Here is a 13,425-nt window from a genome sequence, read left to right on the forward strand (position 1 = left end):
GTCGATGACGGCAGATTTACAGTCTGCTCCCTTTGGCCGCTCGGGAACCCCACCAGGGAAAATCAAATTGTAGGTAATGCTGAAGATGGTGGTGGGGGAAGGATTATTCGTCGCTTCGCTCCTCACCCTTCGGGCCGTTGCCTGCGGCAACGTTCTCTCGCTTTCGCTCGAATCGAACCTTAATCGAAGGTTCTCACCCTTCCTCGATGAGTGCAAAGATTAACAATCTCACCGAAGTTACCACATCGCTGTGGTGAATAATGGTGGTGGGGGAAGGATTCGAACCTTCGAAGTCGATGACGGCAGATTTACAGTCTGCTCCCTTTGGCCGCTCGGGAACCCCACCACGGGGCAATACTTTTTACTGGCCTGCTCCCTCATTGGGAAGCGGGGCGCATCATACCAAATGACACGCTGCTGTAAAGCGTTACGTTGAGAAAAATGAACTGGTTGCGTAATTTTCATCCGTAACGGATTAAAGGCAACCAGTTCTTTTTGCTGGCGATTAAAGAATAATCGTCCGGTTACCGTAAACAAACACACGTTGCGCCAAAACCTGGTAAAGGGCGCGGCTTAATACGTTTTTCTCGACGTCACGACCTGCCCGCATCATATCTTCGGCTGTATAAGTGTGATCCACATGAATAACGTCCTGCATAATGATTGGACCTTCATCCAGATTGTCATTTACATAGTGTGCCGTTGCGCCAATTATCTTCACGCCGCGTTCATAGGCTTGATGATACGGACGTGCCCCAATAAACGCCGGCAGGAATGAGTGGTGAATATTGATAATTTTATTCGGGAAGCGCGCTACAAATTCCGGCGTTAATACACGCATATACTTCGCCAGCACAACGTAATCAGGCTGATAAGCATCAATGGCATCCGCCATCTTTTGATCGTGCTCGTTGCGACTTAATCCTTCATGGCTGACCAGTTCAAATGGAATATCAAAACGTTCAACCAGCGAACGCAAGGTATCGTGGTTGCCGATGACTGCCGCGATTTCCACATCCAGTCCACCGTAATTGGCTTTCATCAGCAGATCGCCAAGGCAATGCGCTTCTTTAGTGACCAGAATGACTATCCGGCGACGACCGGCGGGATTTAGTTCGCGCACAGAGCCTTCCGGCAATGCGCTATCGAGATCCGCCAGCAGGGTCGAATCATTAAAAATGCCTTCCAGTTCCGTGCGCATAAAAAAGCGTCCGGTACGATGATCAACAAATTCATTGTTCTGCACGATATTTAACTCGTGCTTGTAGCAAATATTAGTAATGCGCGCGATCAGACCTTTTTGATCCGGACAAATAGTACGCAGAACTTTTCGTTGGAGTGAGTGCATTGCTGGAAAAACCTTGTTGAGAGTGTTTGCTAAACCGTACCGTCAACCATTATTGGCCGCAGCACTTTTTAAATTTTTTACCTGAACCACAAGGGCAGGGATCGTTGCGGCCAAACTGTGGACGTGTACCGTCAATATAGTACCACTGACCGTTTTCTTTCAAAAATCGCGAACGTTCAATTATCGCTCCTGTTTTACCCTGTTCGGCAAATCGGGCGACGAAGCTAACATAACCTACGTTATCTCCTTCGTGATATGAACGCTCAAATACGGTCAGCCCTAACCATTCGGTATGCGCAAATCCGGCAATCAATTCGGCACGTAACGCCGCTGCGCCACAGGACGGATGCCAGGTCTTAATTAAATAATCTGCGTCCTGCATCACAAAAGCGCAGTAACGCGAACGCATGAGATGTTCTGGATCAGGTGCGACCTTTTCACCAGACACATAACGGTGGCAACATAGGCTATACTCGACAGCACTACCACAGGGACAAAGCTCAGACACAAATAATCTCCCTGGAAACAATAACGGCGTATTAATCGCCTGCGTAGCACTATGTTAACCGAGCAGTAGCGATGTGGCTACGGCTGCATTCCAGGGGAAGCCTTCAGGAACAATGAGAAAGATAAAAATAGGGCTGGCGCTAGGATCTGGCGCGGCGCGAGGATGGTCGCATATTGGCGTCATTAACGCGCTTAAAAAAATGGGCATTGAAATAGATATCGTCGCTGGATGTTCAATCGGTTCGCTGGTGGGCGCTGCTTTTGCATGCGATCGCCTGACCGCGCTTGAACAGTGGGTTACCTCTTTTAGCTATTGGGATGTTTTACGGCTGATGGATCTTTCCTGGCAGCGTGGTGGATTGTTGCGCGGTGAGCGTGTGTTCAACCAGTACCGCGAAATAATGCCGGAAACAGAGATCGAAAATTGTTCACGCCGTTTCGCTGCGGTTGCCACTAATTTAAGCACGGGGCGAGAACTCTGGTTTACCGAAGGCGACCTCCATCTTGCTATTCGTGCATCATGCAGCATCCCCGGCCTAATGGCGCCGGTCGCTCATAACGGCTATTGGCTGGTTGATGGCGCAGTTGTTAATCCGATTCCTATTTCCCTCACGCGTGCGATGGGCGCTGATATTGTGATTGCGGTCGATCTGCAGCACGATGCTCATTTAATGCAACAAGATCTCCTTTCATTTAATGTCAGTGAAGATAATGGCGAGAACGACGATCCTCTCCCGTGGCATGCGCGTTTGAAAGAACGATTAAGCAGTATAACGGCACGTCGGGCAGTGACTGCGCCAACCGCAACAGAGATTATGACCACGTCTATCCAGGTGCTGGAAAACCGTCTTAAACGAAACCGTATGGCTGGGGATCCGCCTGATATTCTGATTCAACCTTTATGCCCGCAGATATCCACTCTGGATTTTCATCGTGCAAATGCTGCCATTGCGGCAGGACAATTAGCGGTAGAGAAGAAAATGGATGAACTTTTACCGCTGGTTCGAACCAACGTTTTGACCTGATTTTTTATCTACACTTAAGTTAATTCTGACAGGCACTGATGGCAATAGCATGTCACTATTGAATAAAGCCAGTCAGGGGAGAGAACATGACGCAGCCATTGGTCGGAAAACAGATTCTCATAGTTGAAGATGAGCCAGTCTTTCGCTCGCTTCTGGATTCATGGTTTTCCTCATTGGGAGCAACGACAGTACTGGCGGCTGATGGGGTGGATGCCCTTGAGCTACTGGGCGGTTTTACACCCGATCTGATGATATGTGATATTGCAATGCCAAGAATGAATGGCTTAAAACTGCTGGAACATATACGCAACCGGGGAGACCAAACCCCGGTTCTGGTGATTTCTGCTACGGAAAATATGGCAGATATTGCGAAAGCATTACGGCTGGGTGTGGAAGATGTTTTGCTGAAACCAGTTAAAGACCTTAATCGCTTACGTGAGATGGTTTTTGCTTGTCTGTATCCCAGCATGTTTAACTCCAGGGTTGAGGAAGAAGAAAGGCTTTTTCGCGATTGGGATGCAATGGTCGATAATCCGACAGCTGCCGCGAAATTATTGCAAGAATTACAACCACCGGTTCAGCAGGAGATTTCCCATTGCCGGGTTAATTATCGCCAACTCGTTGCTGTTGATAAACCTGGGCTGGTACTTGATATTGCTGCACTTTCGGAAAACGATCTGGCTTTTTATTGCCTTGATGTAACCCGTGCTGGACATAATGGCGTCCTTGCCGCCTTGTTATTACGTGCGTTGTTTAATGGCTTATTACAAGAACAGCTTGCGCACCAGAATCAACCTTTGCCTGAGTTAGGCGCGTTATTGAAGCAGGTAAACCATTTACTACGCCAGGCCAATCTGCCCGGTCAATTTCCTCTATTAGTCGGCTATTATCATCGTGAATTAAAAAATCTCATTCTGGTATCCGCAGGCTTGAATGCGACGTTGAATGCGGGTGAACACCAGATTCAAATCAGTAATGGCGTTCCGTTAGGAACATTAGGCAACACTTATTTGAATCAATTGAGTCAGAGATGTGATGCCTGGCAATGCCAAATTTGGGGCGCTGGTGGAAGGCTACGCTTGATGTTGTCTGCGAATTGAGCAAACGATAATTTGGGATAAAATTGCATTACCCGCTAATGTCGGCTGGTGGTACTATCGTCGCCATTCGTATAAGTAATTGTCTTAATTATGTTAACTCGCTTCCTTTTCGGAACCAGGCGTCGCCAGGGTACTGATATACTGGGATGTGATACAGAAATATGAACACGTTCAATACACGAACAGTCCAGGAGAATTTAAATGGCTGCCATTAACACGAAAGTCAAAAAAGCCGTTATCCCCGTAGCGGGATTAGGAACCAGGATGTTGCCGGCGACGAAAGCTATCCCGAAAGAGATGCTACCGCTTGTCGATAAGCCATTAATTCAATACGTCGTGAATGAATGTATTGCGGCTGGTATTACTGAAATTGTGCTGGTTACTCACTCATCGAAAAACTCTATTGAAAACCACTTTGATACCAGTTTTGAACTGGAAGCAATGCTGGAAAAACGTGTAAAACGCCAGCTGCTTGATGAAGTGCAGTCTATTTGCCCTCCGCACGTAACTATTATGCAAGTTCGTCAGGGGCTGGCGAAAGGTTTAGGGCACGCAGTATTGTGTGCTCACCCGGTAGTTGGTGATGAACCTGTGGCTGTTATTTTGCCTGATGTTATTCTGGATGAATATGAATCCGATTTGTCGCAGGATAACCTCGCAGAGATGATCCGCCGCTTTGATGAAACTGGCCATAGCCAGATCATGGTTGAGCCTGTTGCTGATGTGACTGCATATGGTGTTGTGGATTGCAAAGGCGTGGATTTAGCGCCGGGTGAAAGTGTACCTATGGTCGGTGTAGTAGAAAAACCGAAAGCAGATGTTGCACCGTCCAATCTCGCTATTGTTGGTCGTTACGTACTTAGCGCCGATATTTGGCCGCTGCTGGCAAAAACTCCTCCGGGAGCAGGCGATGAAATTCAACTTACCGATGCTATTGATATGCTGATCGAAAAAGAAACGGTTGAAGCCTATCACATGAAAGGGAAGAGCCATGACTGCGGTAATAAATTAGGTTACATGCAGGCTTTCGTTGAATACGGTATTCGTCACAACTCGCTGGGTGCTGAATTTAAAGCCTGGCTTGAAGAAGAGATGGGCATTAAGAAGTAACACCAATAGCGGTGTTTTCTACGAAACGGCATTGAGTTATCAATGCCGTTTTTTTATAGCTTATTCTTATTGGATAGTCTTAAAACGGACAATAAAAAATCCCGCCAATGGCGGGATTTTAAGCGAGCGTAATCTAAAAAAGATTATTACTTGATCAGGAAATCGTCGAGGGATTTACCTTGCTCATCCATTGCTTTTTTGATTACAGCCGGAGTACGACCCTGGCCAGTCCAGGTTTTGGTTTCGCCGTTCTCGTCAACGTAGCTATATTTAGCTGGACGCTGTGCGCGTTTAGCTTTGGTGCCGGATTTAACAGCCGCCATGCTATTCAGCAGTTCGTTCGGGTCAATACCGTCAGCGATCAGCATTTCACGATATTGTTGCAGTTTACGAGTGCGTTCTTCAACTTCAGCAGCAGCCGCACTTTCTTCTTCGCGACGCTCGTTAACAACTACTTCTAATTTTTCCAGCATTTCTTCCAGCGTTTCAAGTGTACATTCTCTTGCTTGCGCACGAAGAGTACGGATGTTGTTCAGAATTTTAAGTGCTTCGCTCATTGTAGTAATCTCAAACTTATATTGGGGTGGTTTGTTGAGGTAATAATAGAGCCTTAAATTCAGTTGTGCAATAGCCAGGAATGTAAGGAATTCAAAATTGTTCTTTATTTTGTGCCGCCAATAAATATCTTTTCATAAAATTAGCCAGAAAAGATGCGGCATATAGCCCTATTTGCACCGATGATTTCGCATCACCTAAGGTTAAAACTTCCTGATTCATGTCACATTTTATGTAGGGATTAACACGCGCTGACGTCTTTTACTCTTCGGTATTAGTCATGTTTACGAAAAATCCTCTATTAAGAGAATGATGAAAAGAAGAACAGTCGCAATAAGTGCAGGGACTTCGTATTGCCGTATCCTGGAGGTCAACAGAGGGTTATTACTTGTGCAACAAGTTAAAGATTGTGAATAGTTACCAGGAGTCATTTACGCAGTTATAACAAGCAAAAACAGACGCAATGATAGCTCTGAAGGATTATGTCATCCTTCTTAAGGAATGATGTATATACGCTCTTCTGCGTGTACTGTTGGGCTGTAAAACTGGCGAATTATGATAAACTTCAGCCAACTTTATTTCATATCATTGAGGGCCTGTGGCTGATGGCACAGCTATATTTCTACTATTCCGCAATGAACGCGGGTAAGTCTACGGCATTGTTGCAATCTTCATACAATTACCAGGAACGCGGTATGCGGACCGTCGTATATACGGCGGAAATTGACGATCGTTTCGGGGCAGGGAAAGTCAGCTCGCGTATAGGTTTGTCATCACCGGCAAAATTATTTAACCAAAATTCATCATTATTTGATGAGATTCGTGCGGAACATGAACAACAGGCAATTCATTGTGTACTGGTTGATGAATGCCAGTTTTTAACCAGACAACAAGTATATGAATTATCGGAGGTTGTCGATCAACTCGATATACCCGTTCTTTGTTATGGTTTACGTACAGATTTTCGCGGTGAATTATTTACCGGCAGTCAATACTTACTGGCATGGTCAGACAAACTGGTCGAATTAAAAACTATCTGCTTTTGTGGTCGTAAAGCAAGCATGGTGCTACGTCTTGATCAAGAGGGTAGGCCTTATAACGAAGGCGAACAGGTAGTTATTGGTGGTAATGAGCGTTATGTCTCGGTTTGTCGTAAACACTATAAAGAAGCGTTAGAAGTCGGTTCTTTGACGGCTATTCAAGAAAGACATCAACACGATTAATAAGATTTTCTTTACTGACAGGATGAATCGAGGCTTTTATCCTGTCAGTTCGTTTTACTAACTTCTTCCGAGCCATAATCCTTTCTCTACTCCTAACCATCGCTAAAAACGTAACAGAACGATTTAGTGCTTCGTCATCTACGATGTTGAGTCATTTTCAGGTTATCGCGGTTTGTGCGCATTAGATAACAGTATATATATGAGAATACTAATGCTGTTGGGTTATTTGACTTTGCATAGCGTGTGGCGAAAACAAAAAAACGGCCCCAAAAGGGACCGTTTATGAGGATGTACAGAGTTACTGATTAAGCGGATTTCTTCGCTTTTTTCTCTGCTTTAGCTGGAGCTGCTTCCTTTGCCGCCGCCGGTGCTCCTTCTACGTAATCACGACCATAGTAGGTATCCAGCAGAATCTGTTTCAGCTCGGAGATCAGCGGGTAACGCGGGTTAGCGCCGGTGCACTGGTCATCGAATGCGTCTTCAGACAGTTTATCTACGTTCGCCAGGAAGTCAGCTTCCTGAACGCCAGCCTCACGGATAGATTTCGGAATACCCAGTTCTGCTTTCAGCGTTTCCAGCCATGCCAGCAGTTTCTCGATCTTCGCAGCAGTACGGTCACCCGGTGCGCTCAGACCCAGATGGTCTGCGATTTCAGCATAACGACGACGAGCCTGCGGACGATCGTACTGGCTGAATGCAGTCTGCTTGGTCGGGTTGTCATTCGCGTTGTAGCGGATAACGTTACAAATCAGCAGGGCGTTGGCCAGACCGTGCGGAATATGGAACTGGGAACCCAGTTTGTGCGCCATTGAGTGACATACACCCAGGAAGGCGTTCGCAAACGCGATACCCGCGATAGTTGCCGCACTGTGAACACGTTCACGCGCTACCGGGTTTTTAGCCCCTTCGTGGTAAGACGCTGGCAGATATTCTTTGAGCAGTTTCAGCGCCTGCAGAGCCTGACCGTCAGAGAACTCAGATGCCAGTACAGAAACATAAGCTTCCATGGCGTGAGTGACTGCGTCCAGACCACCGAAAGCACACAGAGACTTCGGCATATCCATAACCAGGTTGGCGTCAACAATCGCCATATCCGGGGTCAGTGCATAGTCTGCCAGCGGATATTTCTGACCTGTTGCGTCGTCGGTTACAACCGCAAACGGAGTCACTTCAGAACCTGTGCCGGAAGTGGTGGTGACGGCGATCATTTTCGCTTTCACGCCCATTTTCGGGAACTTGTAGATGCGTTTACGGATATCCATAAAGCGCAGCGCCAGTTCTTCGAAGTGAGTTTCTGGATGTTCGTACATAACCCACATGATTTTCGCGGCGTCCATCGGGGAACCACCACCCAGCGCGATGATCACGTCTGGCTTGAAGGAGTTCGCCAGTTCGGCACCTTTACGAACGATGCTCAGTGTCGGGTCAGCTTCAACTTCAAAGAAGACTTCAGTTTCAACGCCGGCAGCTTTCAGTACAGAAGTAATCTGGTCAGCATAACCGTTGTTGAACAGGAAGCGGTCAGTCACGATGAGCGCACGTTTGTGGCCATCAGTAATCACTTCATCCAGCGCGATTGGCAGTGAGCCACGGCGGAAGTAGATAGATTTCGGAAGTTTGTGCCACAACATGTTTTCAGCTCGCTTAGCAACGGTTTTCTTGTTGATCAAGTGTTTTGGACCAACGTTTTCAGAGATGGAGTTACCACCCCAGGAACCACAACCCAGAGTCAGGGAAGGTGCGAGTTTGAAGTTATACAGGTCACCGATACCACCCTGAGAAGCCGGGGTGTTGATCAGGATACGGGCAGTTTTCATTTTCTGACCGAAGTAGGCAACGCGTGCCGGTTGGTTATCCTGGTCGGTGTACAGGCAAGAGGTATGACCGATACCGCCCATGGCAACCAGTTTCTCTGCTTTCTCTACCGCGTCTTCGAAATCTTTTGCACGGTACATTGCCAGAGTCGGGGACAGTTTTTCATGTGCGAACGGTTCGCTTTCATCAACAACGGTCACTTCACCGATCAGAATCTTAGTGTTTTCTGGTACAGAGAAGCCTGCCAGTTCAGCAATTTTATAAGCCGGTTGACCAACGATAGCTGCGTTCAGTGCGCCGTTTTTCAGGATAACGTCCTGAACGGCTTTCAGCTCTTTACCCTGCAGCATGTAACCGCCGTGGGTAGCGAAACGTTCACGTACAGCGTCATAAACAGAGTCAACAACAACAACAGACTGTTCAGAAGCACAGATTACGCCGTTGTCGAAGGTTTTGGACATCAGTACGGATGCAACTGCACGTTTGATATCTGCGGTTTCATCGATAACAACCGGAGTGTTACCAGCACCTACACCGATTGCCGGTTTACCGGAGCTGTATGCTGCTTTAACCATGCCCGGACCACCGGTCGCGAGAATCAGGTTAATGTCAGGGTGGTGCATCAGCGCGTTGGACAGTTCAACAGAAGGTTGATCGATCCAGCCAATCAGATCTTTCGGTGCACCAGCAGCGATAGCAGCCTGCAGAACGATATCAGCAGCTTTGTTGGTTGCATCTTTTGCACGCGGATGCGGAGAGAAGATGATGGCGTTGCGGGTCTTCAGGCTGATCAGCGATTTGAAGATTGCAGTTGAAGTCGGGTTAGTCGTTGGAACGATACCGCAGATAATACCGATTGGTTCAGCGATAGTGATAGTACCGAAAGTGTCGTCTTCAGACAGAACACCGCAGGTTTTTTCATCTTTATAGGCGTTGTAGATATATTCAGAAGCAAAGTGGTTTTTAATTACTTTATCTTCGACGATACCCATGCCGGATTCGGCAACGGCCATTTTCGCGAGTGGGATTCGAGCATCTGCGGCAGCCAGAGCGGCGGCGCGGAAGATTTTATCAACTTGCTCTTGAGTGAAACTGGCATATTCACGCTGGGCTTTTTTTACACGCTCTACGAGTGCGTTAAGTTCAGCGACATTAGTAACAGCCATAATGCTCTCCTGATAATGTTAAACTTTTTTAGTAAATCATCTGCTCGAATACGAGAGTATAGTCAGTGTGGTGATGATTTGCTTAACCTATGAAAATCAAAAGCTTACTCGCGCTCACACTCACTGTGATTTACTAAAAGAGTTTAAACATTAGAGAGACTAATCTCTAATGCGTCACTTCCAGGTGGCGTAAGCAAGATTACTCACTTCTGGGTACTGATTACGTGATCTAGATCAAAATTCCGCAAAGCTGACACCTTTCAGCTCCGCTTTTAGCTATAAAAGCTAATAGTTAATAAATTGTAGTATTTATTGTTGGCTACATTAGCATGTTTTGCACGACTAGATAACAATAATGAATGATAGTAATTTTAAGCGGTTAGGAGGTGAAAAATGCTGCCAAAAGGCGTATTGTCAGCGCGTATTTTTTTACCTTTGTTTATGGCTAACATTATCCGGCTTTTGCTTCGGAGCTAATCGTGATTCAGACACTCTTTGATTTTCCCGTTTACTTTAAATTTTTCATCGGGTTATTTGCGCTGGTTAACCCGGTTGGGATTATCCCCGTGTTTATCAGTATGACCAGCTATCAGACTGCGGCAGCGAGAAACAAAACAAATCTGACTGCCAACCTGTCGGTAGCGATTATCTTGTGGATCTCGCTTTTTCTCGGCGACACGATTCTGCAACTTTTTGGAATATCGATTGATTCGTTCCGCATCGCGGGCGGCATACTGGTGGTTACAATTGCGATGTCGATGATCAGCGGTAAGCTTGGTGAGGATAAACAGAACAAACAAGAGAAATCAGAAACCGCAATTCGAGAAAGCATCGGCGTTGTACCGCTCGCATTGCCTTTGATGGCGGGGCCAGGGGCGATCAGTTCAACTATCGTTTGGGGAACGCGTTATCACAGCATTGGTTATCTGTTCGGCTTTTTTGTGGCAATTGCATTGTTTGCTTTATGTTGCTGGGGCTTATTCCGCATGGCACCCTGGCTGGTGCGAGTTCTGCGCCAGACCGGTATAAACGTGATTACTCGTATTATGGGGTTACTGCTGATGGCATTAGGGATTGAATTTATCGTTAATGGAATCAAAGGGATTTTCCCTGGTCTGCTCAATTAATTTCTTTCATACGAAATGGAGCCATGGTGCTCCGTTCTTTCGTCATTATTTTTACTTTTGCCCAGCGCAGTTATCAAAAGCAAACGAAATAGATAAATATTTTTCCTCATATTACAGCTAGTTATAAGAATATCCTTACCCCGCCATCCTCCTCATCATGTTATTTTCGCGACATCATAATCCTGGGTCTTGCTGAAGAATAATTGAAATGATATTAGTAATTCCACTGCGTTTGGCAGAGGAATGTGCTAAATAATGGTCTGTTGTTAAATTATTGTGTATTTCTCTGTCGTGACGGCAACAAGGAAAAACAGACTTGCTTTCTGCGGTTTTATATCATTGTTTTTAAATGATTTTATTGGCAGCCTGATGAGGTCTTTAGATATTGGCGCGGTCAGCAAAAGAGAATTACTTAACAATTTTGCAAAATGTATTGGCGGGCAAGAAGCGCATTTGATACTTTCCGGCCAACCGTCAGGCGATTTTTTTTGGTAATGAGAATAATTAACAATAAAAATTGCTGCATTAAAGAATAAATGTGTCTCGACAGGGGAGACACAGTAGGAACCGACGTAAGGTGGTCGTTCGAATCACCAGAATAAATAAAGTCGGTGATAGCAAAGCGTAACGATATATCAACCTGGCAGCAGAAAGTCTCCGAATCTGTCCAGGGTCCCAACCCGGGATTACACATGCTGGTTAAAGCCAGTAATTATAATGAGGGAGTCCAAAAAACAATGACCAACATCACCAAGAGAAGTTTAGTAGCAGCAGGCGTTCTGGCTGCGCTTATGGCAGGGAATGTTGCGCTGGCGGCTGATGTACCCGCTGGTGTTCAGCTTGCAGAAAAACAAACGCTGGTGCGTAACAATGGTTCTGAAGTTCAGTCATTAGATCCGCACAAAATTGAAGGGGTTCCGGAGTCTAATATCAGTCGCGACCTGTTTGAAGGCTTGCTGGTCAGCGATCTCGATGGTCATCCGGCGCCTGGCGTCGCTGAGTCCTGGGATAATAAAGATGCCAAAGTCTGGACATTCCATCTGCGTAAAGATGCGAAATGGTCCGACGGCACGCCAGTCACTGCGCAGGACTTTGTATACAGCTGGCAACGTTCTGTTGATCCGAACACCGCTTCTCCCTATGCCAGTTATCTACAATATGGGCATATCGCCGGTATTGATGAAATTCTTGAAGGAAAAAAACCGATTACCGATCTCGGCGTGAAAGCCGTCGATGACCACACTTTAGAAGTCACATTAAGTGAGCCTGTTCCGTATTTCTATAAATTACTGGTTCACCCATCGACTTCTCCGGTGCCAAAAGCCGCTATTGAGAAATTCGGTGAGAAATGGACCCAGCCAGGAAATATTGTCACCAATGGCGCCTATACCTTAAAAGATTGGGTCGTTAACGAACGTATCGTTCTTGAACGCAGCCCGACCTACTGGAACAACGCGAAAACCGTCATTAACCAGGTCACCTATTTGCCCATTGCTTCTGAAGTCACCGATGTTAACCGCTATCGCAGCGGCGAAATTGATATGACCTATAACAATATGCCGATCGAGCTGTTCCAGAAGCTGAAAAAAGAGATCCCGAACGAAGTTCACGTCGATCCGTATCTGTGCACCTACTATTACGAAATTAACAACCAGAAACCGCCATTCAACGACGTGCGTGTGCGTACCGCACTGAAACTGGGTATGGATCGCGAAATCATTGTTAATAAAGTGAAAGCACAGGGCGATATGCCAGCCTATGGTTACACTCCTCCTTACACAGATGGTGCAAAATTAACTCAGCCGGAATGGTTTGGCTGGAGCCAGGAAAAACGTAACGAAGAAGCGAAAAAGCTGCTGGCTGAAGCGGGCTATACCGCAGACAAACCGTTGACCATTAACCTGCTATATAACACGTCCGATCTGCATAAAAAGCTGGCGATTGCTGCCTCTTCACTGTGGAAGAAAAACATTGGTGTAAACGTCAAACTGGTTAACCAGGAGTGGAAAACCTTCCTCGATACCCGTCACCAGGGAACTTTTGATGTGGCTCGTGCAGGCTGGTGTGCTGACTACAACGAACCAACTTCCTTCCTGAACACCATGCTGTCGAACAGCTCGATGAATACCGCGCATTATAAGAGCCCGGCCTTTGACAGTATTATGGCGGAAACGCTGAAAGCGACTGACGAGGCGCAACGCACTGCACTGTACACCAAAGCAGAACAGCAGCTGGATAAAGATTCGGCCATTGTTCCGGTTTATTACTACGTGAACGCGCGTCTGGTGAAACCGTGGGTTGGGGGTTATACCGGCAAAGATCCGCTGGATAATACCTACACCAGAAATATGTACATTGTGAAGCACTAATGGCAATACGTGGGGCAGGGGAACTTGCTCCACGGTGTCTGATTTTTATCGCATTACAGAAGGCACAGGCCAGAAGGTAG

10 protein-coding genes, 1 tRNA gene and 1 other RNA gene are annotated in these 13,425 nt (G+C 46.5%); 6 read left to right on the forward strand and 6 right to left on the reverse strand.

Going from position 1 to position 13,425, the window contains the following annotated elements:
• Positions 1-86: 86 nt before the first annotated feature.
• The 4 genes from HEN21_RS10015 to HEN21_RS10030 form a co-directional block, all read right to left on the reverse strand.
• A non-coding RNA gene (locus tag HEN21_RS10015) (RtT sRNA) lies at positions 87-218 on the reverse strand.
• Between the two features lie 43 nt (positions 219-261).
• Positions 262-346, reverse strand: a tRNA-Tyr gene (locus tag HEN21_RS10020).
• A gap of 159 nt (positions 347-505) precedes the next feature.
• On the reverse strand, positions 506-1,348 hold the full coding sequence (purU, locus tag HEN21_RS10025; RefSeq protein WP_000555850.1) for a formyltetrahydrofolate deformylase: 843 nt from the start codon (positions 1,346-1,348) through the stop codon (positions 506-508).
• Positions 1,349-1,397: 49 nt separating this feature from the next.
• The gene (locus HEN21_RS10030) at positions 1,398-1,856 is read right to left on the reverse strand and encodes a YchJ family protein (protein ID WP_016158404.1); all 459 of its coding nucleotides are present in this window, start codon (positions 1,854-1,856) and stop codon (positions 1,398-1,400) included.
• A gap of 112 nt (positions 1,857-1,968) precedes the next feature.
• Here HEN21_RS10030 and rssA point away from each other — a divergent pair, with 112 nt between their 5' ends.
• From rssA to galU, 3 genes are all read left to right on the forward strand, one after another.
• Positions 1,969-2,880 carry a patatin-like phospholipase RssA gene (rssA, locus tag HEN21_RS10035; RefSeq protein ID WP_010350469.1) on the forward strand — a complete coding sequence of 304 codons (912 nt, stop codon included), beginning with the start codon at positions 1,969-1,971 and terminating at the stop codon, positions 2,878-2,880.
• A gap of 86 nt (positions 2,881-2,966) precedes the next feature.
• On the forward strand, positions 2,967-3,980 hold the full coding sequence (gene rssB, locus HEN21_RS10040) for a two-component system response regulator RssB (RefSeq protein WP_000193438.1): 1,014 nt from the start codon (positions 2,967-2,969) through the stop codon (positions 3,978-3,980).
• A 201-nt stretch (positions 3,981-4,181) separates the two neighbouring features.
• The gene (galU, locus tag HEN21_RS10045; RefSeq protein WP_000718987.1) at positions 4,182-5,090 is read left to right on the forward strand and encodes a UTP--glucose-1-phosphate uridylyltransferase GalU; all 909 of its coding nucleotides are present in this window, start codon (positions 4,182-4,184) and stop codon (positions 5,088-5,090) included.
• A 146-nt stretch (positions 5,091-5,236) separates the two neighbouring features.
• Here the strand turns inward: galU and hns are convergent, their stop codons facing one another.
• Positions 5,237-5,647: a histone-like nucleoid-structuring protein H-NS gene (gene hns / locus HEN21_RS10050; protein ID WP_001287384.1), complete on the reverse strand. Its 411-nt coding sequence runs from the start codon at positions 5,645-5,647 to the stop codon at positions 5,237-5,239.
• Between the two features lie 603 nt (positions 5,648-6,250).
• On the opposite strand from hns, the gene tdk reads away from it, so the two are divergent.
• Positions 6,251-6,868, forward strand: coding sequence for a thymidine kinase (tdk, locus tag HEN21_RS10055; protein WP_016158403.1), 618 nt, complete (start codon positions 6,251-6,253; stop codon positions 6,866-6,868).
• Positions 6,869-7,173: 305 nt separating this feature from the next.
• On the opposite strand, the gene adhE is transcribed toward tdk, so the two are convergent.
• Positions 7,174-9,849 carry a bifunctional acetaldehyde-CoA/alcohol dehydrogenase gene (adhE, locus tag HEN21_RS10060; protein ID WP_000301665.1) on the reverse strand — a complete coding sequence of 892 codons (2,676 nt, stop codon included), beginning with the start codon at positions 9,847-9,849 and terminating at the stop codon, positions 7,174-7,176.
• A 479-nt stretch (positions 9,850-10,328) separates the two neighbouring features.
• Between adhE and ychE the strand changes: the two genes are divergently transcribed.
• Positions 10,329-10,976, forward strand: coding sequence for an NAAT family transporter YchE (gene ychE / locus HEN21_RS10065; protein WP_000616769.1), 648 nt, complete (start codon positions 10,329-10,331; stop codon positions 10,974-10,976).
• A 737-nt stretch (positions 10,977-11,713) separates the two neighbouring features.
• Positions 11,714-13,345 carry an oligopeptide ABC transporter substrate-binding protein OppA gene (gene oppA, locus HEN21_RS10070; RefSeq protein ID WP_105285544.1) on the forward strand — a complete coding sequence of 544 codons (1,632 nt, stop codon included), beginning with the start codon at positions 11,714-11,716 and terminating at the stop codon, positions 13,343-13,345.
• The last annotated feature ends 80 nt before the right edge of the window (positions 13,346-13,425 follow it).

This window comes from Escherichia sp. 93.1518, from assembly GCF_013368915.2.
In the GTDB taxonomy this organism is placed as follows: domain Bacteria; phylum Pseudomonadota; class Gammaproteobacteria; order Enterobacterales; family Enterobacteriaceae; genus Escherichia; species Escherichia ruysiae.

Coding starts and splice junctions, on each gene's coding strand:
- tdk (WP_016158403.1), top strand. CDS start 6,251: ATGGCACAGCTATATTTCTACTATTCCGCAATGAACGCGGGTAAGTCT.
- galU (WP_000718987.1), top strand. CDS start 4,182: ATGGCTGCCATTAACACGAAAGTCAAAAAAGCCGTTATCCCCGTAGCG.
- adhE (WP_000301665.1), bottom strand. CDS start 9,849: ATGGCTGTTACTAATGTCGCTGAACTTAACGCACTCGTAGAGCGTGTA.
- oppA (WP_105285544.1), top strand. CDS start 11,714: ATGACCAACATCACCAAGAGAAGTTTAGTAGCAGCAGGCGTTCTGGCT.
- rssB (WP_000193438.1), top strand. CDS start 2,967: ATGACGCAGCCATTGGTCGGAAAACAGATTCTCATAGTTGAAGATGAG.
- rssA (WP_010350469.1), top strand. CDS start 1,969: ATGAGAAAGATAAAAATAGGGCTGGCGCTAGGATCTGGCGCGGCGCGA.
- hns (WP_001287384.1), bottom strand. CDS start 5,647: ATGAGCGAAGCACTTAAAATTCTGAACAACATCCGTACTCTTCGTGCG.
- purU (WP_000555850.1), bottom strand. CDS start 1,348: ATGCACTCACTCCAACGAAAAGTTCTGCGTACTATTTGTCCGGATCAA.